The organism is Nostoc sp. DSM 114160, from assembly GCF_053470305.1.
Window position 1 is genome coordinate 363,517 of record NZ_JBPFGO010000002.1, and the last position, 24,226, is coordinate 387,742.

At 42.3% G+C, this 24,226-nt stretch carries 16 protein-coding genes and 2 pseudogenes; 9 read left to right on the top strand and 9 right to left on the bottom strand.

Annotation, left to right across the window (positions count from 1 at the left end):
* Nucleotides 1-55: 55 nt before the first annotated feature.
* Nucleotides 56-2,576: pseudogene (locus NSTCB13_RS18590) on the bottom strand (beta strand repeat-containing protein).
* A gap of 955 nt (nt 2,577-3,531) precedes the next feature.
* Here NSTCB13_RS18590 and thrC (NSTCB13_RS18595) point away from each other — a divergent pair.
* Complete coding sequence (gene thrC, locus NSTCB13_RS18595) at nt 3,532-4,842, top strand: threonine synthase (RefSeq protein ID WP_448273430.1); 1,311 nt, start codon at nt 3,532-3,534, stop codon at nt 4,840-4,842.
* Between the two features lie 89 nt (nt 4,843-4,931).
* On the top strand, nt 4,932-5,207 hold the full coding sequence (locus NSTCB13_RS18600) for a ubiquitin-like small modifier protein 1 (protein WP_322692526.1): 276 nt from the start codon (nt 4,932-4,934) through the stop codon (nt 5,205-5,207).
* Between the two features lie 249 nt (nt 5,208-5,456).
* Here the strand turns inward: NSTCB13_RS18600 and NSTCB13_RS18605 are convergent, their stop codons facing one another.
* Nucleotides 5,457-5,810, bottom strand: a complete 354-nt coding sequence (locus NSTCB13_RS18605; protein ID WP_448273431.1) for a hypothetical protein — start codon at nt 5,808-5,810, stop codon at nt 5,457-5,459.
* Between the two features lie 445 nt (nt 5,811-6,255).
* Nucleotides 6,256-7,923, bottom strand: a complete 1,668-nt coding sequence (locus tag NSTCB13_RS18610; RefSeq protein WP_448270241.1) for an iron uptake porin — start codon at nt 7,921-7,923, stop codon at nt 6,256-6,258.
* Between the two features lie 255 nt (nt 7,924-8,178).
* On the opposite strand from NSTCB13_RS18610, the gene NSTCB13_RS18615 reads away from it, so the two are divergent.
* A complete protein-coding gene (locus NSTCB13_RS18615) occupies nt 8,179-10,554 on the top strand; it encodes a hypothetical protein (RefSeq protein ID WP_448273432.1) in 2,376 nt (791 codons plus the stop codon).
* A gap of 169 nt (nt 10,555-10,723) precedes the next feature.
* On the opposite strand, the gene NSTCB13_RS18620 is transcribed toward NSTCB13_RS18615, so the two are convergent.
* Nucleotides 10,724-10,918 (bottom strand): hypothetical protein, encoded by a 195-nt coding sequence (locus NSTCB13_RS18620; protein ID WP_448273433.1) that lies wholly within the window; start codon nt 10,916-10,918, stop codon nt 10,724-10,726.
* Nucleotides 10,919-11,850: 932 nt separating this feature from the next.
* Here NSTCB13_RS18620 and thrC (NSTCB13_RS18625) point away from each other — a divergent pair.
* A pseudogene (gene thrC / locus NSTCB13_RS18625) lies at nt 11,851-12,943 on the top strand (threonine synthase).
* Between the two features lie 109 nt (nt 12,944-13,052).
* On the opposite strand, the gene NSTCB13_RS18630 reads toward thrC (NSTCB13_RS18625), so the two are convergent.
* Nucleotides 13,053-13,520, bottom strand: coding sequence for a hypothetical protein (locus NSTCB13_RS18630; RefSeq protein WP_445631311.1), 468 nt, complete (start codon nt 13,518-13,520; stop codon nt 13,053-13,055).
* 144 nt (nt 13,521-13,664) lie between these two features.
* Between NSTCB13_RS18630 and NSTCB13_RS18635 the strand changes: the two genes are divergently transcribed.
* The 3 genes from NSTCB13_RS18635 to NSTCB13_RS18645 all read left to right on the top strand — a co-directional run bounded on the left by NSTCB13_RS18635 (nt 13,665) and on the right by NSTCB13_RS18645 (nt 16,110).
* Nucleotides 13,665-14,564 (top strand): YihY/virulence factor BrkB family protein, encoded by a 900-nt coding sequence (locus NSTCB13_RS18635; RefSeq protein ID WP_448273434.1) that lies wholly within the window; start codon nt 13,665-13,667, stop codon nt 14,562-14,564.
* A gap of 87 nt (nt 14,565-14,651) precedes the next feature.
* Nucleotides 14,652-15,158: a DUF4112 domain-containing protein gene (locus NSTCB13_RS18640; RefSeq protein WP_448273435.1), complete on the top strand. Its 507-nt coding sequence runs from the start codon at nt 14,652-14,654 to the stop codon at nt 15,156-15,158.
* 19 nt (nt 15,159-15,177) lie between these two features.
* Nucleotides 15,178-16,110, top strand: a complete 933-nt coding sequence (locus NSTCB13_RS18645) for an alpha/beta fold hydrolase (RefSeq protein WP_445631308.1) — start codon at nt 15,178-15,180, stop codon at nt 16,108-16,110.
* 1,049 nt (nt 16,111-17,159) lie between these two features.
* On the opposite strand, the gene NSTCB13_RS18650 is transcribed toward NSTCB13_RS18645, so the two are convergent.
* Both NSTCB13_RS18650 and NSTCB13_RS18655 read right to left on the bottom strand, forming a co-directional pair.
* Nucleotides 17,160-17,654, bottom strand: coding sequence for a hypothetical protein (locus tag NSTCB13_RS18650; protein WP_448273436.1), 495 nt, complete (start codon nt 17,652-17,654; stop codon nt 17,160-17,162).
* Between the two features lie 356 nt (nt 17,655-18,010).
* On the bottom strand, nt 18,011-19,108 hold the full coding sequence (locus NSTCB13_RS18655) for a D-alanine--D-alanine ligase family protein (RefSeq protein ID WP_445631306.1): 1,098 nt from the start codon (nt 19,106-19,108) through the stop codon (nt 18,011-18,013).
* Nucleotides 19,109-19,622: 514 nt separating this feature from the next.
* Between NSTCB13_RS18655 and NSTCB13_RS18660 the strand changes: the two genes are divergently transcribed.
* Together NSTCB13_RS18660 and NSTCB13_RS18665 are read left to right on the top strand one after the other, a co-directional pair.
* Nucleotides 19,623-21,314, top strand: a complete 1,692-nt coding sequence (locus NSTCB13_RS18660; protein ID WP_445631305.1) for an NAD-binding protein — start codon at nt 19,623-19,625, stop codon at nt 21,312-21,314.
* Nucleotides 21,315-21,426: 112 nt separating this feature from the next.
* The gene (locus NSTCB13_RS18665; RefSeq protein ID WP_445631304.1) at nt 21,427-22,026 is read left to right on the top strand and encodes an arsinothricin resistance N-acetyltransferase ArsN1 family B; all 600 of its coding nucleotides are present in this window, start codon (nt 21,427-21,429) and stop codon (nt 22,024-22,026) included.
* 115 nt (nt 22,027-22,141) lie between these two features.
* On the opposite strand, the gene def is transcribed toward NSTCB13_RS18665, so the two are convergent.
* Nucleotides 22,142-22,672 carry a peptide deformylase gene (gene def / locus NSTCB13_RS18670; RefSeq protein ID WP_448273437.1) on the bottom strand — a complete coding sequence of 177 codons (531 nt, stop codon included), beginning with the start codon at nt 22,670-22,672 and terminating at the stop codon, nt 22,142-22,144.
* Between the two features lie 154 nt (nt 22,673-22,826).
* Nucleotides 22,827-24,071, bottom strand: coding sequence for an HhoA/HhoB/HtrA family serine endopeptidase (locus NSTCB13_RS18675; RefSeq protein WP_448273439.1), 1,245 nt, complete (start codon nt 24,069-24,071; stop codon nt 22,827-22,829).
* Nucleotides 24,072-24,226 lie beyond the last annotated feature (155 nt).

Here is a 24,226-nt window from a genome sequence, read left to right on the forward strand (position 1 = left end):
CGCAGACTCTTCTGTACCAGAGTGTGCAAACTTCAAAGTCCCCAATCCCAAGGAATTAGTTCACCTTGCGTTGGAAGGTAAATGTTCTTTGAATACCCGGTGCGATCGTGCCAGTGACAGTATCTATGTACTTAGCAACATCAGTGTTTGCCGTAGTTCCAGTTTGGTCGATACCAGAGTTAGTAGCTGGATTACCGCTGAAAAATTGGATGGTTGCACTCCCGGAATCCTTAGCTGAACCAACAATGTTGCTAGTATCAATTTGACCGCTAGCATCGTTGTCTAATGCCCAGTTATTGGGGCTTTTCGTACCATCTTCAGTAATCACAACTTTATTAGCATTCAAAATCACATTCCCAGTTCCAGATTGAGGATCGGAAATATTTGTGTATTGAATTTGGTACTCAATAATGTTTCCTGGTGAAGGCTTCTTCGGATCGATACTGAATGTGCTATCATTCCCCTGGACTACAGGCCCAGTACCTTGTAAGACTCGTGACATTTTCAGCAGTTTCAGGAAACCAGTGTAGACGCGATCGATAGTGATGTTGGATGAATCAAAGGTATTATCGTTGCCAGTATCCTTAATTCCATCACCGTTGGTATCTGTCGTATAGTTGTCAATCGAAGCAATTATGGGTACTGGGAAGCCTTTACTAATATCAGTAGATAACTGCGTGCCTGGAGGTAAATCAACTTCCACACCATAGTTGATACTTGCACCAGGAGCAACGTTGGGGATTGTAATTACTGTACCAGTTGTGCTGAAAACTCCATTATTGTAGGTATAGACAGCAGACTGACTATTATAGGTAATAGTCACCTTTGTATTATTTGGTAAATCTCCTGGAATTGTTGGTGGCGTCGGCTCTATCTTCAAGACACCTGCATCAGTACCACTATTCTTAATAGTGTTGGTGAAGCCAACTGATTGTGGGTCAAGTGTACTGCCTGGTGCTGTACCAGCAGGAACGAGAGAAGATTTGTTAGTGAAATCATCGTTGGTTCCACCTGATGGCCCAGTAGCATCTGGGGCATTTTGCGGCCCGTTGAGTAACGCTGAAGCAATAGGCGCTTGCACTGTGAAGACGTTCGCCTCACCGCCTGTACCAGTACCGCTGTTGTTATTACCCGTGTCAGTTCCAGTTTCTGGAGATGCTGGAGTATTAATATAGCCATCATCAACGTTGCCAGACGGTAAAGTATCGGGAATACCATCACCATTGGTATCTGTACCCGTAGGAGGTGTCATACTACCTGGGGAACCGTCATAGTTGCTAGGGTTTTGGTCGCCAGATTCGTCGTATACTGGGAAATTGCTACTGGGTGTTTGACCAAACAATTGAGCGATATTAGCGACGATTAAGGGTGAAGTTGCAGTTGATTCAACGGCTAGCTGAATCGAGAAGCCATTCACTGTTGTCCCAGGAGCGATGGAAGTAATAGTCGCTGGATTATTGATAAAACCAACGCGAGTGACTGAGGCCAAGGGTGGTGCTGTCGTAGTCCAACTAGCTGTATTAGCATTAGTTCCAACTGCGGTAGTTGTATAAACTGTTTGCCAACCAGGAGGTGCAGTTGGTGCTACTGCTAAATCTGTACCCGCAGGAATCGCATCAGAAACCAAGATATAAGTGCCAGCAACACCATTAACATTGATGCTTGTACCCGTCAAAGCTGCTGGTGTAATTCCCTGTCCTGTGGGATCGTTGGACTCAACTCGCAAACTCAAATCGTAGGTCAATTTATCATCTGTAATTGCAGTTGTGCCAGCATTGTTATAGCCACTGCGAGTCTTGAGAATGGTGGCTAAAGCATAGGTCTTCACCGTTAAACCAACCTTAATTTGCTCGGTAGCGCTAGCTTCCCGCGTACCATTAACTGGTGTGCCAGATACCTCACCAGCACTACCATCGGGGTTATCTACAGTAAATATGTCACCACCATCAGGACTCCGCAGTTGGTTTTGAGCATCACCAGGAGTATTACCAAGAGTAACAGTAATGACATCATTGGTTTGAGCGCCAGCTTGTACAGTTACTGGCACACGTACTAACACAGTACCGTTAACCGGAACAGAAGGTGTGTCTACGCCACCTTGAGGGACGTTTATCCAATTTAGACCACCATCGGTGCTATATTGCAGGCTATTAGCTGTACCACCTGGTAATGTGCCAGAAACTGTACCCGGCCCAGTTGTTGTCGCTTGGTTGGGAATGTGGAATTTGGTGGGGGTCATTACCTACATTGGTCAAGGTGTAGGTGTAGGTTAGTAAGTCGCCAACTCCAACAGTTCCGCCATTGTTATCTGTAACTCCAGACCCTGTAACGGTGATTCCAGCAACCTCTGCTACAGTGACAACGACAGTGTTAGAAGTGGCATTTATAGTTGTCCCTGGACTGTTGGGATCTTCGTAGGTTGCTGTTGCAGTGTTACTAATAGATGTACCCGCAGTCGTTCCGTCAGCTAATACGGGTGCGAGAAATTGAAAAAGGCTACCAGTTAATAATGCTGTTGCTACTAGAAATTGGTAAAGTTGACGCTGCTTATTTACGGATTGATTTCTATTTACCATATAAGTAGTTTGTTTGCTGAACTTGTATCTCGGATTTTGAGACAGGATAAGGTTCGGCAATTCCCTTTAAGGAATTACCGATTATGGCTGCCCAAAACGTTGAAGTTTTGGGAATACATATTTAAGGAGTTAAATTATTGACACTCCTGGGAAATTATATTGAGACAATAACCAGAAATAACTTGTCTATAGGAATCAAATCGGATTCCTGAATCACTCGTAGAGACAGGGGACAGGGAACAGGGAACAGGGAACAGGTAAAAAGGAATAAAAGTGTACTGAGTTTTTTCACCCAATCAAATATGAGTCCTATAGTGGTTTTACGCTTACCCTTGAGAATCAAAGCTGGCAATCGCAAATATGTGTAATTTATTACTGTATTTTGCTTAGTTAGAGATGTAAATAGCAATGTAGCTTTTAAAGCAAAAAAAATCTTCCGTATAAATAAGTAATTTCTATAGCTATCAATGAGTGAATCAAAGCTGAAAAATTAACTTTATTGTGGCAACACACATAGCAATTTGAGTGGGTTGATTCAGATGCTAAACACACTAAAACTTATATATATAAATGTTTTTGAGTCTTTATTATCAGAAATATATACTGCCCTGGAAAGTCATTTAGATCAAAAAAATTGAAAATTAACTAGGCAATCTAGCTCGCTTAAATAGGATAGCAATTTCAACAAATGCAATTTAGTCATAAAAAAATGCGATTTAATCATAGCACTTTCCAGTGTTAATGCTGAATAATAAAAGCTATTTTATTTTTTCATAACATTAACAATATACGTATAAATACTAAAAATAGAGATTACTAGTATTAAAATTTTACAATAATCATTCCTATCAATACCAAACATACCCGACTAAAAATGTCGGGTATGTTTGACTGGTATTTTTGCTCGTGTTAGTATCAGGCGACAAGTGACAGACAAACAGGGAAAGCTAGTTTTATGACTCAGGCAATCAAAACCCAAACCCCAACCCAAACCAGCACTGCCTACTTTCAATCCTTGAAGTGTAAAGAATGTGGTGCGGAATACGAACTCAAAGCCAGTAATGTTTGTGAGTTATGTTTTGGCCCGTTAGAAGTCAAATATGACTACAGTGCCCTACGTCTGACTGTCACTCGTGAAACAATTCAAGCTGGGCCCAATTCAATTTGGCGCTACCGTCCCTTTTTGCCCGTTGCAACCGACAATGTTATAGATGTGGGAACGGGGATGACTCCCTTGGTTCGTTCCCACCGTCTTGCCCGTCGCCTGGGTCTAAATAAGCTTTATATAAAAAATGATGCCGTGAATATGCCCACCCTGAGTTTTAAGGATCGGGTGGTGTCAGTCGCTCTATCCAGAGCGCGGGAGTTAGGTTTCACTACTGTTTCTTGTGCTAGCACTGGTAATTTAGCAAATTCTACAGCGGCGATCGCAGCTCATGCCGGTTTAGACTGCTGTGTGTTCATCCCCGCAGATTTAGAAGCTGGTAAAATTCTCGGTAGCTTGATCTACAGTCCCACCCTCATGACCGTCAAAGGCAACTACGATCAAGTCAATCGTCTTTGTTCGGAAGTTGCAAATACACATGGCTGGGGTTTTGTCAACATTAATCTGCGTCCTTATTACTCTGAAGGTTCTAAGACACTAGGTTTTGAAGTTGCAGAACAACTAGGCTGGGAACTACCCGATCGTGTTGTTGCTCCTTTAGCATCTGGTTCGCTCTTTACAAAAATTTATAAAGGGTTCCAAGAATTTGTTGAAGTTGGTTTAGTAGAAAATAAGAGCGTCCGTTTCAGTGGCGCTCAAGCTGAAGGTTGTTCGCCCATTGCCCAAGCCTTCAAAGAAGGACGCGACTTTATTAAACCAGTTAAACCGAATACAATTGCGAAATCGCTAGCGATCGGCAATCCAGCAGACGGTATTTATGCTGTGGAGCTAGCTCAGAAAACTGGTGGTAACATTGAATCAGTCAATGATGCAGAAATTATTGATGGCATCAAGTTGCTGGCAGAAACCGAAGGCATCTTCACAGAAACGGCTGGTGGTACAACCGTGGCCGTGCTGAAAAAACTGGTAGAAGCTGGCAAAATCGATCCAGATGAAACCACCGTGATTTACATCACAGGAAATGGTTTGAAAACCCAAGAAGCAATCCAAGGCTACATTGGTGAACCCTTGACTATTGATGCAAAACTCGATAGTTTTGAACGTGCGCTAGAGCGATCGCGTACTCTAGATCGCTTGGAATGGCAACAAGTCCTCGTTTAGTTAGGAGTTATGAGTTATGAGTTTTTTATTCATAACTCCTAACTCTTAAATTGTATTTTTCACTTTTAACTCTTCACTTTGTACTTAGTATGGCTGTAACAGTTTTAGTTCCTACAACTCTTCAGAATTTGACTAATAATCAAGCTAGTCTAGAATCCAACGGTAGCACCATTGCTGAATTGTTGGACTCCTTAGAACAAAGCTTTCCTGGTATTAAATCCCGGTTGTGCGATGAAGAAGGCAAGCTACGTCGATTTGTAAATTTTTACGTTGATAGCGAAGATATTCGCCATTTAGATGGTATTAATACAACACTTAAAGATGGCGATGAAGTAAGTATTGTCCCAGCTGTCGCCGGTGGTTAATACACAAAACACCAAATAAGGTAGAAGCCTAATTAGACAAAGCTTTGCAACATTGACTTGTTCCCAGTTCCCGACTGGGAATACTTATTAAGAGGGCTGCCGCCTCTCTTACTCGCGGTACAAACAATGCAGCCAGCATTTCCAGGCGATTGTTAGGTGAAAACAAGAATTTCACCCATATGGCTTATGTTGACACTAATAAGCAATACCGCACAACTTAATCTTGTGGGACTGATTTTACTTGACTAACTATACAGCAATGATCTGAACAAGTCTTTGTTGCCAAGACTCATTGTTATCAATAGTTAAGATAATCCGCTTGTAAGATTCATCTCGCAATTCAATGGTTAAATAATTTGTTTCTCGATTCACATACCAAAACTCTTTACCTCGGTTAGTGTAATAAGTTCCAGCTTTAATCACTCCAGGAATAAAACTACCAGGGGCGCGCAATTCTCGCCAATTACTTTGGGGTTCGGCTGTTGTAACTCGTTCAATATGAGCTAGTGATATTTGCCAAAGCTTATTCAAACGAACAGCTAGCAGTTGCTCTTTAAACGTAAATTCTATCTGCAATTTATCATCAACTATACTTAGGTTCATGATGAACTTTTTCGTCAGTAATTTTTGTCTAGTATTACCCACAAAAGTCCAATTATAAACAGTATTTGCTAGGCATTAGCAAGTGCAAAAATTATTCCTTATAGCTGTAAAGATACTGATAAAAATTATAGCTTATGGCAGATTAATTTTCTATTATTACATATTTGGTCATATCAAAGCTGAATTTATCAAGTTTCAGCATATTTGCAAACAACCTATAGGAAGATGTCTGATGAATATAATCGTGAATAAATTAATTTGAGATGTTGTTATATACTGGATTGATATCGAGATTTGGCGGTGAATCAAACGCTTTTTTGTATCTCTTGAAAATTAGGTATATAGCATTAAAAAAGATATATTTAATAATTGATTAAGACCAATTGAATTTTTAATTTAAGTGCTATCAAGACTTAAATTATATAATATTGATTTGCAAGCAGGATTAAAAACTAAAAGTACTCCGCAGAATGCCGATAGTAACTGAGTCACTATCTGGTGTGTTACCAGGCTGGATAAGATGAATTATTCCTGGTGTAATGCTAATATTATCTGTTAACTGAATACGATAAAATGCCTCAATTTGAGTGGTCGTGCCTGGTTGTCCACCTGCTCGTCCTAAGCCTGTATTGATAAAATCAGGGACATTATTTCCTACAGGTAAGTCACTACGAGTGATTTTAGGAGGTTGACCAACATAAATTCCTCCTAAATTTCCTTTCTTCAATAAATCAGGGAAATTCAGAAACAGCATATAATTTGTTGTTTCTACACTTCCCGACTGCCCAGGAATATAAGATTTAGTATAACCACCCCACGCACCTGCGCTAATGCGGGGAGAAATTTGCCAAGTAAGAGTTGCACCCACGGCGTTAGTTTGTAGCGGTGCTGATTTTCCGGTAGTGGTATTAACTGTAGTTAAGCATTCATCACCAACAAAGGTTAGCAAACAACCATCGGAAGCGTAATTGTTAACGTAATATAAACTTAAATCTAGAGTATCAGTTGGTGTCAGCAGTAATTGCACACCTGTAGTGGTGGTTCCATCAAATAAACCGCTACCTTTACCGGGATTTCCTGGTTGATAACTAGTATAAATTGCCTGCAAACTAGCGCGTTTAGCAAATTGCCAATCAATAGCTATACCGCCGTGACCATATCCCATATTTAAAATTGGGTTTCTTTGGGCAAAATAAGATAATGGCCCTGTTGCAGCGCTTTCTACCCGATTGGGGCCTCGGAAAGCAGCTGGCATACTTACGCCTTCTGTTCCTACCATTACTGCTAATTTATTTGTCACCAGCCAATGAAAATTTAGGTCACTTACAATTAAGCTATCTGTAGGAAATTCGTAGCCAAGTAAAACATCATTCCGAGAAACACTATTGGTAAATCTAGGCGCAGTTGTTCCGTTACCATCTAAAAGACCTGTAAACAAGTAACTACTGGGAGTGATTTGACTAGTTAAATACAGCTGCGCCAGGGAAATAACATTAATATTTGTCCCTGCATCATCTGTATCCTTTTGTCCATCTCTAGGATTAACATCACCACGATTGTTAGTTCGTCCTTGAATACCAACTATCAGTAATCCACTGAGTTTAGTTGTTGTTGAGAATTGGTTGGCTTCAATTTCAGCAGTTTTGGCTTCTAAATTATCAACACGACTCCGCAAAGTTGCTAATTCAGGGGCAAATTCTGACTGTAATTTTTGTAATATTGCTAAATCTTCGCGAGTGACTAAATCGTTGGTGGCTGTAGTGATTAATTCGTTGACTCTATCTAAACAAGCGTTTACACCCGCAGCAAATTCATACCGAGTTAAGGCGCGATTACCGCGATAGCTGCTATCTGGATAGCCGGCTATACAACCATAGCGTTCCACCAAAGACTGTAAGGCTTGGAATGCCCAATCGTTGGGTTGTATATCCTTGAGTTGAGATACCGATGTAACTTGGGCCATCGGTTCTTCTGGGGAAATGGAGGAGGATGAGGGAATAATATTATCGCCCTGAACTCCTATTTCCTGAGTGGTTTCTGGATTGATGTATTCTTGTGCTAATGCTTTTTGTGCAACTCCATTTACTCCCACAATTAGTAACCATGCGAGCATCCAGGTTTTGCGATGACTGCGGCTAATAAGTCTACCTTTCAATTTTTTACACTCTGCTCACATACTTAAGTGAAGAGTGTATTCGCGATCGTTTAGAGTTCACATGGGGACATTTACGGATTTTGCCCCAAATTAGACTTAATGCTTCTGGGCAACTTTTGCAAGGGCGAGTATAACAGGGTATTGGGTATTCGGGACTGGGGACTAGGAAAAAGTTTCTCAATCCCTAATCCTCAATTCTCTAATCCCGAATCTATGGCAAATCGTTCACGCAAGCTGAAGCCAAAAGCCTCTAAACCAAATCAACCTCATGCTGGTGCGATGAAACGCGTCGCTAAAAAACCCCAGAAAAAGCTAAAACGAGGAAGTTGGTTGTCATCAATATTAGCGATGCCTACGGCGGCAAGCTACGCAATTATCTTAAGTAGTGCTAGTCTAATTATGGCTTTTGCCTGGATTAGTGTTCTCTTCATTTTCAATCCAGACGAGGTAAGCTGGCTAAATAAAATTTTACCTGCATGGGCACAAATCCCCCTTGGTAAGCACGAACGCCCCCAAACTCTCAAACAAATTAAACTCGATTTGAGTAAAAAAAACCAAATATTTGGGAAAACCCTGCCTTTAAATCAGGATGTGAAAACTTCATTTTTACTACCAGTTTTTCAACAACGTGCTAATTGTCAATCTGATTGTGAAGAACTTGTGGAACTCAGGGTTTACGAGCGCTCAGAAGAGTTAGAGTTTAAATCTCAGTCAGAAAATTACTACTATTTAGCGACTCAATTATCTGTAACTGGCCCAGATGAATCCTTTGTGATTTCTTCTTTGCTTGATGGAACTTCAGAACCCCAGGATATCAGTATTCCCCTACCTTTAACTGAAGTGCAACGCTTTGAAGGTAAGACACCATCATCAGGGGTTTGGTTTGATTTGCGGGGTAAACGCCAACAAGCAACTGATACGATCCGCTACGGTTATGTCGTATACTACAATCCAGAACGCACCAATTTACTACAAATGTTGTCTTGGACTAGTCCTAATGGACAATTGCCGAAATGGCAGCAGGTAACTGGTGATGGTACAAAAGAGTTAGTTATCGATCAAACAGTAGGTTTAGAACCGCACTTACAGGTTTACCAAGTCAAGCCTTTGAAGTTATTCCTCAAACCAATTCAATTGGAGGCGATTAGCCTCCAATCATCGACCTTCAAGGATTTTGGATACCAAAGTGCCTTGTCAATTGCTCGTAGCGGATTGTGGACACCAGCCTTTGAATGGTTGAAATTCATCAAGAAACAGCGCAAAGGAGTTTTACCAGAAGCGGCGCAAGCACAAATGGATTTGATTCGCTTGCATTCTCAATTTACTAAAACCCAAGCCCAGAAAATTTGGGCAAGTCCTAGTCAAGAAGTGCTAGCAGATTTGATTGATGGTCGTTGGGAGAAAGCGTTACAGGTATTTGAAACCTCGCCACATAATGCCCAAGAAATTGCTACTCTACTCAAAGCTGATGAAAAACGGTTATGGAATCGCACAGTGGCGGCGTTGCAGGTGAACCCAAATAGACGAAAGGTGCAAGCTTGGTTCGCGTTAATTTTAGCAGTTCAGCGAGGAGAAGAACACGCTAATTCTTGGTTAAAAGCGCAACCAAAAATTACAAAAGAGAATCTTGCCTATATTCAAGGTCTATTATCAAGACTCAATGGTAAGGGAACATCGCAAATATCCTCGACTCACCCTAGTCAGATTGTTGGTACGGTGCAACCAATTACTCAAGTTACCAACACCGAATGGCTGCAACCAAATTCCCCAGCAGATTTGAAACTTACGGATAACCAAGTTTGGTATCAGGTGGAGGTAAGTGCATTTAATGACGGGAAACGCTGGCTAAATTTTCCTTTTGAGAATTTCAACCCACCAAAAACTGACGCCGCCAAATTTTTCTGGAAAACTTTGGGAATCAGTTCTGACCCGGAAATCCAGATTGTAGTTTGGTTGCCAAATGGAGAGCAAAAAATTACTATAGCCGCTATCAAAGCGGTGCAACTACGGGGTAAAGTTTTGCGCCTATTAGCTGCTGGGCCAAAAATTCCAGATAATCAAAATGATGTTCTCCAACCCAAACCTTTAGCTTTGACAAATGCCGCATTGGAATGGGTGCAACCATCTCCTATTACTTTACGAGAAATGCATCAACAAAATCCCCAAGGGGTGAAGGTAATGCTATCGAGTCTGTGGCAATCTTTACAAAAATCCGGTGAATTTCCGGTTAGTGCTATTCCTAGCTTTGAACAGATGCAGGAAAAATTGGGTGATTGGCCCGTTCAAGTGATTGATTTAACAAATAACGCTCAACCAGAAATAATCTTGACTATCTCACCAGAAGCCATAGCATCCTTGAATCAGCCGACACCTGAAATTCAGGGAGAAAACACAGAGCAGCGCCGCGATCGCACTATAATTTTGTCTGATGCAAATAAAGTTATTTACACTGATTTTACAGGAAATTACTTACAAAGACTCTCTGCGATCGCCAAGATTTCAGGGGTGCAATCCTTAGCTTTACTGGTAGAAAATGCTCATAACTACAGTTTGAGGCGCTGGTCAGAGAAAAATCAGCGCTTTGAATAACGCACCCCTGACTCCAATTTCCCCTTTACTCAAATTTAAATTAAAGAGGGGAAAAGCGTAGGCGTAGCCCTTCTCCTGTCGGAGACGCTCTTGCTAGCTTGCTTCCACGAAGTGGTACGGTTGCGCTTAGGAACCACCCGTCGTAGACATCGCTATCTAGAAGACTGACTTATTCTTCTTTTTGGTTGGTTTCGGCTAGACGTTGGTGCTTCAGGTTTTCCAACTGCTGCAACAAAGAGTCTACCTCCGCTTGTAAATTCATCAATTTAGCTTGCTGATCGTCTTGATAATAAGACTTGGTTAACTTACTGACCCAGGCAGTCTGGGACTCGCGATCGGAAACACTAGATAAATAAGTAGGCATCGTTAATTAAATCCACTATTTAACTCACACCATTAGAAATATTATAATAATGCTCTTTTAAGCTTTATTAAATAATTGTATATTTTCAATCAATTACTCTAATGGATTTTGGGTTCAATCATAAAAGACGGTGATTATAATGGCTGTGTTCCAAAAAAACACTGACTCAAGTGTGTAAAGCATCCTTCCACGGGAAGGTACTTAAGAATAGTTAATTTATACTCTGTCAATTATGGTTGTACAAATGATTATCGCTGTTTTTGAGGAATTTACGCAAGAAATTATATGTAGACTATATCAAGAATTATCCTAAATCATGAAAAAATGTAGGGCGAAGCACTGGCACTTGGTGCAGTCTCTCGTAGAAAGGGAGGTGGAAGGCTAACATCAAAAAGAGACAGCCTCTTAAGTATTTTCCTATCTTCACTAAAACACATAGAGTAGGAAAATACATAGATATAATTGAATAAAATGATTCAGTAAACGCGACTAAAACCACGGATAAAGAAGAGCTTTAGAGAGTTATGACGTAAGTCTGATATAGAAATCAGGTTTAATTCGGAGAATTTATTTCTATAGACAGGGAACACAAAATAAAAAATAGGATAAGCACGTACTCAGTCTTGTTCAAAAATCAAATAAGAGTCCTATAGATTTACAGATGATTTTTTACCTTGTCAGTCTCCTCTGAGGTAATTTGTTGAACCGAAGTCGCCGTGGCAGTTTATGATAAATTAACGTTCTAAATAAAATAGTCAGTGAAACGCTTGCACCACAAAAAATAATATTCTTAACAAGATTCTTTGGGATTAGGAAACTCTGAACAGCCAGCTGGTAACGAAAAATCTACTTTCTTCCTGTTTCCCATTTTGCGCTTCCCGCTCCCACACTTTCTAAATATCCAATCCTTACATTAAGAAATTTTAAATCCCGTGACTTTGAGCCTGTCTGTTGCTACATCTCATCGCCAACCCTGGCCTGGACTGATAGAAGCCTATCGCGAATACTTGCCTGTCAGCGAAAAAACACCGATTGTGACTCTGTTGGAGGGTAACACGCCTCTAATACCAGCGCCAGCGATCGCAGAACGCATTGGCAGACAAGTACGGGTTTTTGTAAAATATGACGGTCTTAATCCCACCGGCAGCTTCAAAGACCCGAGGGATGACTATGGCAATTTCCAAGGCCAAGGAAGCAGGGGCAAAAGCAGTCATTTGTGCCAGCACGGGCAACACCTCAGCCGCCGCCGCCGCTTATGCCAGACGCGGAGGTATGAATGCTTTTGTACTGATTCCCGACGGTTATGTAGCACTGGGCAAATTAGCTCAAGCATTGTTGTACGGTGCAGAAGTATTGGCAATTAAAGGTAATTTTGACCAAGCTTTAGAAATTGTCCGCGACATGGCCGAAAGCTATCCGATCACTTTGGTGAATTCAGTTAATCCCTACAGACTAGAAGGACAGAAAACAGCAGCCTTTGAAATTGTCGATGCATTGGGTGATGCACCAGACTGGTTGTGTATTCCCGTGGGCAATGCGGGAAATATCACAGCATATTGGATGGGATTTTGTCAATATCATCAAGCCAGAAAGTGCGATCGCTTACCCAAGATGATGGGATTCCAAGCCGCAGGTGCAGCCCCTTTAGTCCACGGTCAGCCAGTGGCGCATCCCGAAACCCTAGCGACAGCAATTCGGATTGGCAACCCTGCAAGTTGGGAGTTAGCGATCGCAGCCCAAACCGCCAGTCAGGGAAATTTCCACGCCGTTAGCGATGCCGAAATTCTCGACGCCTATCGACTTTTGGCAGCATCAGAAGGTATCTTCTGCGAACCTGCTAGCGCCGCTTCTGTCGCTGGGTTGTTGCAGGTGAAAGACCAAATTCCTACAGGAGCGACAGTGGTTTGTGTCCTCACAGGCAATGGTTTAAAAGACCCAGATACAGCTATTAAACACAATCACAGTCAATTTAAACAAGGTATCGCCGCAGAACTGGGCGCAGTAGCCAAGGCAATGGGATTTTAGAGGATTGGGCGTTAAGAGTGCTGAGTTAGGAGTTAGGAGTTAAGAGTTAGGAGTTTTATTTATCTCCTTGTCTCCCTTGTCTCCCTTGTCCCCCATCTCCCTCACTCCCTCATCTCCCTGCTCCCCTGCTCCCTGCTCCTGCTCGTTCGCGCGTCAGGCTATCAATAGCATCACCCAATGCAGTAGTAAGGCTATTGCGGGTTTGGGCATGATTGTCCTGCTCAGTTTTCAAAGCTTGCAAGAGGCGATCGCGTTCTTTAATTGCGGCGATCAGTTTAGCTTGCAAGTCTTCCACAGATTTTAGCTGTTCTATTTCTTGTTGGATAGTTGCTGGTGTCCCAGCAGCTAGTGTGTCTATTTCAAGACCTTGGAGTTTATGCAGTTCTGCTTTGAGAGAAGCGATCGTCTGTTGGGAAAGTTGAGTATCTGTACGGCGTTGTTCTGCTTCTGTGTTGTAAAGCTGACGCCATTTTTGGGCACTTTCCCAAGCTGTATCGCGCTCGTGTTGAAGCTGTGCCATCTGCTCTTTGATTACCTGGATTTCTGTCAACCACTGTTGTGTTAAATCTTGATTCATACATTAATAGTCATTAGTCATTGCTCAATGGTCATTAATTAGAAACTCTTGACTCAGTATTCTTGCGGTAGAAAGTATAGATGCGATCGCTACGCAAAATTTAGCACAGTAGTTAATAAACCCAACCAGTTTTAACTCTAAATTATGCCAAAGCTTCGTTTTTTTCGCTTCTTTCGCCACCTCAATTGGCGCACGATTAAAAAAACTTTTTCCAGAACAATCGAAAGGCGACTTTTTGGACTCGCCTCGGAAATCGCCTTTAATGCCATGCTATCGCTGTTTCCAGCAATTCTTGCTATCATCACAGCCATTGGCTTATTGGCAGAATCTTTACAAAACACCTTTAAACAGCTGGCGGCACAACTAAGTCAAATCCTACCCGAACAAGCTCTGGAGCTAATTCGTGATTTTGCTACCACAGAAATTACTAACTCCAAAAACAGTGGTTTATTTTCTCTAAGCTTTGTATTAGCAATTTGGACTGCTTCTGGAGCGGTGAGTACCGCAATGACAGCCCTCGATCAAATCCATCAAATTCCTCCAGAAAATATCCGCCCCTTTTGGAAGGCCAAGCTTGTCTCTCTGGGATTAACAGTCGGTACTATGTTGCTTTTAGTATTGGCTTCTTTCTCAGTGTTTACTAGCGACTGGCTTTTGGGAATAGTAGTGCGCGAAAATAGTTCTTTAATCTTTTTGTTGCATCTTTGGCTACTGTTACGCTGGCCTTTAGCTTTAAGTATTGTCGCTGTCGCTTTTGGCTTTGTCTATCGCTATGGCCCAAGCAAGTGGAACTCAGGCACGCCAATGATGCCTGGAGCAATTTTAGCAGCTGTTTTTTGGGCAATATTGTCTGCCCTATTTCGGCTGTATGTGGCGAATTTTGGCAATTATAATAAAGTATATGGTGCTGTAGGAGCAGTGATAGTTTTAATGCTCTGGCTGTCAATGAGCGCTGCTGTTCTGTTAATCGGCGATCAGTTGAACGTGACTGTCGGCGAAGATATGCGCTTAAAAGCCCAGCCACAATCGCAAGTCAAATATTAATTCGTAAATCCTTGAGAAAATGATTGCAAAAGCTCAGTAGGGGAGTAAAATATCTAACGATTCAATACAAAGTTAGCGATCGCCTCTATGACTGATTCTCCTCCTCGATTTCCGATGATTGAACCTGATGCCAAAGCACCCACCTTGAAGCGCCTGCGTCAGCTAAGTCGGCTGCTGGATAATATTATTACCATTCCTGGCACAAAGATTGGTTTTGGTTTAGATCCAATTTTAGGACTCATACCGATTGGTGGTGATTTTTTGGGAATAATGTTTTCTAGCTACATTATTCTAGAAGCAGCACGGCTAGGCGTATCTAGAGCCACTCTAGGTAAAATGGTTTTGAACGTAATCATTGATGGCTTGGTAGGCGCTGTCCCAGTTTTAGGAGACTTTTTTGATGTTGCCTGGAGAGCTAACACTAATAATATCAAGCTCTTGGAAGAATACTTAAAGTTTCCTAGCGAGCAAAAGAGTGCAGACAGATGGTTTATCTTTGCCGTTTTGGCTGGATTATTGCTCATCTCCATTGTCTTAGTAGCATTGCCTGTGATCCTAATTAGAATCCTGTGGAACGCCTTTACAGGCGGTTAAATTGTTTATTGATAAAAGAATGAAAGATTGGTGGCAAGCTACTTTTCCCAAAGGGCGGCAAAGTTTAGTTATTAGTGACGCTAAAGGGTATCCTGTACAAATTGCTTATGGCGAAAGAGGTAGAGGTAAACCGCTCATTTTATTACATGGTATGGGGAGTTGGAGCTACAATTGGCGGCACAGCGTAGCAGCATTATCTAAATATTACCGAGTAATTTGTTTTGATGCCAAAGGTTTTGGTTTTTCCGAAAAACCATTGTCTCGTAAAGAACACAACGGTCATCAAGTTATTGAATTTCAAAGAATTATTCAGGCATTATGTGATGAACCCGCAGTCATTGTGGCAGAATCTTTAGGGGGATTAGTTGCCCTTGCTCTTGCTCAAGAAAACCCGCAGTTAATCGGACGGCTTATAGTAGTAAATGTACCTGTTTTTGCCGAACAGCTACCTCATTGGTCTATGTGGTTGCTTGCCCAAACGCCCTTAGAAATAATGCAAACAATTGACTCCTTACGTCTGGCATATTTGTTTGCACCTCTATTTAAAGAAGTTATGGCAATAGAAAGACGTAGGGTATTATTCGATCCCTCAATATTAACGCAGGAAGATATCTATTGGATAACTTACCCGTTTACTGAATTGCCTGGTACGATCGCAAAAGTTGCCGAAGAGTTACAAATAGCCGCGCGAGAAATTGAGAATTGGCAAGCAAATAAGCCCAATATGCTCACCAAAATTCAAAATAACCTGAGTGCAATTAAGTGTCCCACACTAGTTTTGTGGGGTGAGCAAGATAGTTGGTTTCCTGCTAGTCATGGTCAAAAATTACATCAACATATCCCCAATTCCAAATTACAGATTTTATCTAACTGTTGTCATGATGCCTCAACAGGGGCTTCTGCGGTGTTGAATAAAACGATTCTTAAGTTTTTACAAGATACTAATTTTTAAAGAAGAAAACAGATACGCCAGAATTCAGTAATATTAATCCGGTGATTCAGACGCTCTCTACTTCGCGCAGCGTGTTGCAGATAGACGATGCGCGTAGCTTGCTTTTGTGCAGGAGTGCTACTGTTGCGCTATATACCAGTTGCACAAAATTCATTCTGACTCCTGAATCCTGACTCCTGAATTTTGTTTTGATAAAAAGAGAGTGGGAGGAAGCATATCAGTCAGCTTTCAAACTCCCACTCTATCATTTGCTGCTGAAGCGAACAGGAATGTATACAGACGTTACCCCTATTGGGGGCTAATGCGTAGTTCAACAACGCCTGCACGCATTTAATATTCCTGTTGCAGCAAATGCCAAACCTAATTATTGAACTTATTTACTGAGATAAATCCTCTGCAAATAATTGTTATAGATAGCTTTTTGTTTTTGTAAATCACTTAGTAAATAGTGTTTTACAAAAGGAATCCTCTTAGGTGGTAGCCCCTGATAATCAAACCCTTGAAGTCGTTTATCTTCATACAATTTAACTTGAATCGTCAAAAGCTGGTTGCCATTTTGGCAAGTTTTTAAATATCCTAATTGCTCATATCTAACTTTTTAAAAGCAGTTAAACCGCTATATAGCAAATTAATTATTCGTACATTATCTCGTTCCTAGTTTCAGATTGGGAATGCTTAATGAGAGGATCTACCTCCCGAACTCGCGGCAGAGCCACCAAGAGCAGCATTTCTAGCCAGAGGCTAGAAACGAGATTTTTGGCATACCGTGCCCCTACACCTTCAATACTTTTCGGATAAGCCTAATAATCTCTCTTTTGGTCTGGGAAAAGGTTAAAGGGCAAAGGGGAAAAGGTAAATTCAAACCCTTTCCCTTTCCCCTTTCCCCCTTAACCGAAAAGTATTGCCTACACCTTGCGATATGACCTCGTACCACATCTGAATGGAAAACGCTATAACAAGATTCCCGACTTCTTAAAGAAAGTCGGGAATCTAAGCCAAGCTAATTGGCAAAAAGTGTTAATTTAACGGGGTTTTACTTTACGGTAGTATTAATACTGGCGTAAAATAGCAGACAATGAACTATTTTTACGAAGATCCATCAATTCTGCTAAGGGTTCTGTGCGCGTATCCAGGTGGTGCTTGTGTTCTGCTGGGAGAACAGTTACCAGATGCTTTGTTTTTGGTTGCATCTGCATCAGGGGCATTAGTTGTGGCTGTGGCACAAAAATTGGCTGACTCTTGGGAAGATTTGGTTCCAATTTTTGGTAATGCTTCTGTGCCAAGCGTACCTGATGGCGATTAACCTGTTTTTGAACTTTTTGCGGTTGCTTGGTGCGGTTAAGCACTCGGAAAATCAGCAAAGAACCACCGCCACAGCTGAGAACGATCGCAGCAACCATCCATAAAGGTGTAGGATTGCTATTCTCAGAAGGCGGACTGATTGGTTCTTCAACTATAACTGGGATTTTTTCTGGTTCTTCTTGTGGCACGGGGCCAGCATTACCTAAGCTATATAAAGCAAAGGCACCACCTCCCATAAACATGGCTAAACACCCGGTTAACAATAGCCAAGGATGATGTGCAACCAGATATATCAGAACATTCGAGCTGTTTTTTAGTCTCGATTTCCTGTTTGTCAGCTCTGGAGTAGCCCTTTTTAATTGGGTTCGCTCGCGCTGTACACTCTGACTTTTTTCCATGATTACTTTCAGATTTGTACCCCTCTAGTGAATAAATTGTACTGGAGGAGTCAAGCATCAGGTATCCGTAACAAAATTTAGATTTAAGTAGCTTTTTTGTAAGACATAAGCTACCAAATCTGGCTAAATTTTGCCAAAGTTCTGTATTTATTGTGGCTTTTTACCGTAATAATCGGAAATCAGTTTGCTTCTTTGTTCTGTCAGCTAGGAGAATGCCTTTCAAGAGCAAGTTGAATTAACCGATCGACTAATTCTGGAAAGGAGACTCCACTCTGTGCCCAGAGTTGAGGATACATACTCGTTGCAGTAAAGCCTGGTAAGGTATTGATTTCGTTAATAAATACTTCTTGTGTTGCTTCCACATAGAAAAAATCTACCCTTGCTAACCCAGCAGCGTCAACAGCAGCAAAAGCTTGCAAAGCCATGTCCTGAATTTGACGAGCGATCGCCTCTGGAAGCTGGGCTGGGATCAGTAAATCTGCCCGACCCTCAGTATATTTAGTTTCATAATCATAAAAATCGCTGTCATAAGTAATCTCTCCAATGACAGAGGCTTGGGGTTGCTCGTTACCTAAAACGGCACACTCAACTTCTCTAGCGACTACCCCAGCTTCTACAACTAGTCGGCGATCGTAACTGGCAGCACTATCTAAAGCAGCTTCTAATTCTGGGCGCGATCGCACTTTGGCAATACCCACTGATGAACCCAAATTAGCAGGCTTGACAAAAGCAGGATAACCTAATGTTGCCTCAATTTCATCACACAGTTTCGGAAATACGCACGGATTAGACCAAACCTGCGATCTAGTTACCGCCTTGTATTTTACCTGTGCTAATCCTGCTTGCTCAAAAGCCATTTTCATGGCAATTTTATCCATTCCCATTGCCGAACCTAACACCCCAGAACCGACAAAAGGGACTTGCATCAAGGTGAGTAAGCCTTGAATCGTTCCATCTTCACCGTTAGGGCCGTGGAGAATGGGAAACCAAACATCTACTTGGGCAACTTGAGAGGGAGATTGCCAATTGCTCAGAGTTTGGGCTTGAGGGTTGGATGTCAGATTTCCCTCAGAAGTTGATGCCGATTCCAGTAACGGACTGCCGGTTGCTAAAACCTTTTCGGGTGGTTCTCCTGCTAGCCAGCGGCCATCTTTTTGGATGTAAAAAGGCAATATTTCGTACTTACTAGCATTTTCCCCAGCACTCAAGGCGTTAGCGATCGCCCGTGCTGATTTGATCGAAACTTCATGTTCTCCCGAACGACCGCCAAACAGTAACCCCACCCGCAGCTTAGTCATTTTCGGCTCCTCCACACTTCTCAAGCAGATAGCGTATCACAACCTACAAAAATTGCCATATTTTTCTAGATTATTTTATCGAGGAAGGCAGGGGGAGCAGGGGAGAAGTTGCAGTAAGTTTTTCCCCTCTGCTTCTCAGCCCCCTGCCCCCTGCCTTTCAAGGACAGGCTTTTAGGCTTTCGATAAATAGTTGAGAATGTTCTCAATTATTGAACGTAGTTTTAAGTTCTCAGACAATGGTTTTGGTTTTAAAATCCCAAAAATTTGTCTAATCAAAAAAACCTGCCCCCTGCCCCCTGCCTCCTGCCTCCTGCCCCCTGCCCCCTGCCCTCTGCCCCCTGCCCTCTGCCCCCTGCCCCCTGCCCCCTGCCCCCTGCCCCCTGCCCCCTGCCCCCTGCCTCCAATTAAAACAATCGTGTTGTCAGCTACAGTAATATTCCAGAAAAATGGGCAACAATCAATATTGATAACTAACTAGAAATGCAGCCCTACCTGTAAAAGATGCTGCCGTTTCATGAAACCCAGAATTATTGTTTGTGGCTTAGGACGTACCGGATATAAAACCTTTCGTCTGCTGAGACATCAGGGAGCCTTCGTTGTTGGCATTCATCATCAATCTATCCCTGGCGAAACCGCAGGAGATGTGATTGTTGGAGATTTACAAGCAGCTTCTACCCTGACAGCAGCAGGAATTCAACAGGCACACACTTTAGTCATCGCTGGATCTAAAGATGCTCTGAATTTGTCTATTATGATGCAAGCGCGGGTGCTAAATCCCCAGATTCGGATTATTAACCGTTTTTATAATACAAATTTGGGTGAGCGCCTAGATCAAAGTTTGCCAGACCATTTGAGTATGAGTGTTGTCGGATTAGCAGCACCCGTATTCACCTTTGCAGCGCTGGGAAACCGAGCGATCGGACAAATTAAATTATTTCAGCAAACTTGGCCAATTCACGAAGAATACATCGATCAAAACCACTTCTGGAAAGGTCGAAAGCTGAGTGAATTGTGGTCAGACCGATCGCGGATGCTAATTTATTACTTACCAGTCAAAGGTGAGATGGATTTAGTATCAGCTGTCATAGCTGGCCAAGAGATTCAAGTAGGCGATCGCATAATTATTGGTACACAACCCCGCATCCGTTCTCCCCGGAGATCGTTGATTAGAAAACTGCTGAAAGTTATGACTAATCTTAGGCAGTTTCAGGAACACGGGCGTTCGGTAGTGGTGGGAGCTATTGCACTATTGACGGTTATTGCGATCGCTACATTTACCTATATGTCGGCTGAGTTGAGTTTGTCTCCTGTGGATGCTCTATATTTTTCTGTCGGCATGATTACGGGAGCGGGTGGCAATGACAAAGTAGTAGAAAATGCTCCTAACAGTATTAAGTTATTTACTGTTATTATGATGCTGGTTGGAGCAGTGGTGATTGGTATTTGGTATGCCATGCTCACCGATTTTGTCTTAGGAAGCCGCTTTAAGCAATTTTGGGATGCAGCCCGAATTCCCCAGCGATCGCACTACATTGTCTGTGGCTTGAGTGGTATTGGGGTGAGAATTGTTCAGCAACTCCACGCCAGCGGACATGAAGTTGTCGTTGTTGAACCCGACTCCAACAGTAAATATATCAACACCGCCCGCGAACTCGGTATCCCTGTGATTCAGGGTGATGCCAGCTTCCGCACAATACTCAAAGCTAGCAATATAAACTCTGCCGCCGCAGTGATTACTGTTACTAGCAATGATGCTACCAATTTGGAAATTGCCCTTAAAGCCAAAGGTTTGGCACCCAGTATTCCGGTGATTGTTCATTATGGCGATCCTGATTTTGCTGGCATAGCCCAACAGCTATTTGGCTTCGATGCAGTGCTGAGTCCGGCTGAATTAGCAGCACCAGCTTTTGCCGCCGCTGCACTAGGGGGACGTATCCTGGGCAATGGCATCACAGCCGATAGTCTTTGGGTAGCTTTTGCCACTGTAATTACAGCTTCACACGTCTTTTGCGGTCAGTGGGTGAAAGATGTAGCAATGTCTGCTGACTGTGTACCTTTGTACGTAGAAACAAATCACCAAACTCTTCACGGCTGGGATTTATTAGAAACAAACCTCAGTGATGGCGATGTTTTATATATGACTATGCCAGCTACACGGTTGTATCAATTGTGGCGGGGCGAGCAAGTTTGTGAAGCACACGCTTAAGACAATTCCCAGAGTCATTGCACCCTCATGCGTGACATTGATGTAAACTTAAGCCAAAAGCCTTTTCAAACCTAGTTTCTAGCCAATTATTAAAATCCAAAAAGGATCTGTTGTGAAAGCTGCAATTAGACTAGCTAACGAAAGTGATGCTTTAAAAATGCTGGCAATTTATGCGCCTGTTGTGTGGGAAACTTCAATTTCCTTTGAGATAGAGCCTCCCAGCAAAACAGAATTTGAAAAACGCATCAATAACTATCAACAGCAGATGCCTTGGCTAGTGTGTGAAATTAACGGTGAGATTCTAGGTTATGCCTATGCTACTCCCTATCGGACTCGTGCTGCTTACCAATGGTCTGTAGAATCATCCGTGTATGTAAATGTTGAATATCGCAGAAAAGGAGTTGCTAAAGCTTTATACACTTCTCTTTTTGGCTTGCTGCAACTCCAAGGATTTTATAACGTTTTTGCTGCGATCGCTTTACCCAACCCAGCAAGTGTAGCTATGCATGAGGCTGTCGGTTTTTTGCCTCTAGGTGTTTTTTACAGAGTTGGATATAAATTTAGTAAGTGGCACGATGTTGGCTGGTGGCAACTATCTCTGCAACAAGAACCACCGTTATCAGTAAATCAGCCTCTTTCTTTGCCAGAAGCTCAAAAATCATCTCTGTGGAATCAAACTTTAAAAAATGGACTCTTGCTACTTCGCGTTTAACTTGGTGTTGCCCTTAGCTATTTAACATTTGTACATAATTTTCCGTAAAGGTCGGGAAGGGGGTTAGGGGGTTAGGTTAATCGTTTGCTTTTTCACCACCACTCCCCACTCCCATTTATTTGTTAACTACTCGTTGTTGGTATTCCTGCTCAGTAATCATATCAAGAGTGTTCTCTAGGCGATCTACAAATACAATACCGTCGAGATGATCGTACTCGTGTTGAAAAATCCGAGCGATAAAATCGGTTAATTCTTGTTTTTGTAAATTGCCTTCAGAGTCAGTGTATTCTACTTCAATAGATTTATAGCGAGGAACTAACCCCCGAATTCCTGGAACACTTAAACAACCTTCCCAATCTTTGACAACTTCAGTTGAATGAGTAATGATTTTGGGATTAATCATGGCAGTAGGTTCCATTTCCGGCGCGTTGGGATACCTGGCATTGGGACGGGAAGCCACAATAAATAAACGATAGGATTGTGCTACTTGAGGCGCAGCAATTCCCACGCCGTTAGCCTTGGCAACAGTGGCGATTAAATCTTCAATTAATTTTTGAATCTGCTCATCTTGAATATTTTCAACCCAAGCAGCTTTTTGGCGCAATGTTGGATTGCCTAATTGAATTATTGGCGCTAATTCAGTCACGATAAAACTCCTTTAGGTAATGGGGCATGGGGCATGGGGCATGGGGCATGGAGAGAGTGAAGTATGTCAGTTATTTTTCAAATAACCAATGACAAATGACAAATGACAAATGACCAATGACAAATGACAAATGACAAATGACAAATGACAAACATCATCCTTCACGTCTGACTGGCAAAGGAGCAGGTTGAACTGCTACTTGGACAATTTGCCCATTGCGTTCCACTTCTATGGGTAATTTAGTACCGATTTTGCTCTTTTCTACTAGCTTTTGTACTTCTTCAATTTTAGTAACAGGCTGGCTGTTAATGCTTTTAATCACATCACCGACTCGTAGACCAGCTACAGATGCAGGCGATCGCGGCACAATCTCAACCAGCAAAACGCCTTCATCTGCTGTAAGATTTAAGCGATCGCCTGCAACATTTTTGATTCTTTCTTTATTTTCTGGTGTCAATGTCACCATCTGCACACCCAAATAAGGATGATCCACCCTGCCTTTAGCGATTAATTCTTGGGCAATCCTTTGCACGGTGTTAATGGGTATAGCAAATCCCAAGCCTTGAGCGCCTCGAATAATCGCTGTATTCATTGCAATCACTTGACCACGAGCATTGAGCAATGGGCCACCGGAATTACCAGGGTTAATTGCAGCATCCGTTTGGATGTAATCAACCCGCTTGTCACTTGCACCGATATCGCTACTAGAACGCCCTGTAGCACTAATAATCCCAGATGTGACGGTATTATTCAAGCCTAAGGGATTACCAATGGCAATTACAGCTTCTCCTGGTTGTAAGGCATCGGAGTTACCCACAGCTAGAGTTGGCAGATTGTTAGCATTAATTTTGATCGTTGCCACATCCGTTACTGGGTCTTCACCCAAAACTTTCCCATCAAAAGTCCGGCCATCTTTGAGTATAACAGTCACTCTATCAGCACCATCTACCACATGGGCATTGGTAACAATTTGACCGGAAGAATTAATAATAAATCCAGAGCCACTACCGCGTTCTACCCGTTGTCTAGGCTGTGGCGCTCCTTCTCCAAAAAACCGCCGGAAAAATGGATCGTTGTTAAATTCGTCTGGTACGCGAGAAGTGATTGTTCGGGAAGAATCAATCCGAACTACCGCAGGCCCCACCTGTTGCACTACTTTCACAACAAAATTAGGATCTCCAGACGAAGAGAAAATCTGTGGGGGGACAATTACCGGATTCGGTACTGGTGTGTTTTGGGCTTGAGTATCGCTTTGCTGATTATCAATGGTCTTAGCAGGTAAAAGAGAGCAGCTCCCCAAAAACACCACTGCTACCCCATATGAGAGCATCCACAACCTCTGGGGTAAACCCCTGGTTTCAATCTTTTTGGGTGCTGAGTGATGGTTTGTTATCTTCATGTGTCGTTGCTTCTCCGTGTCAATGAGAGTGCTGAGTTAAAAGTGCAAAGTGCTGAGTTAAAACCGCTCATTAGGGACGATGCATATACTGGGTACAAAAGCTCTGAGAAATTTTATTTTACTCACCACTTAGCACTCAGCACTCGGTTTGGTCA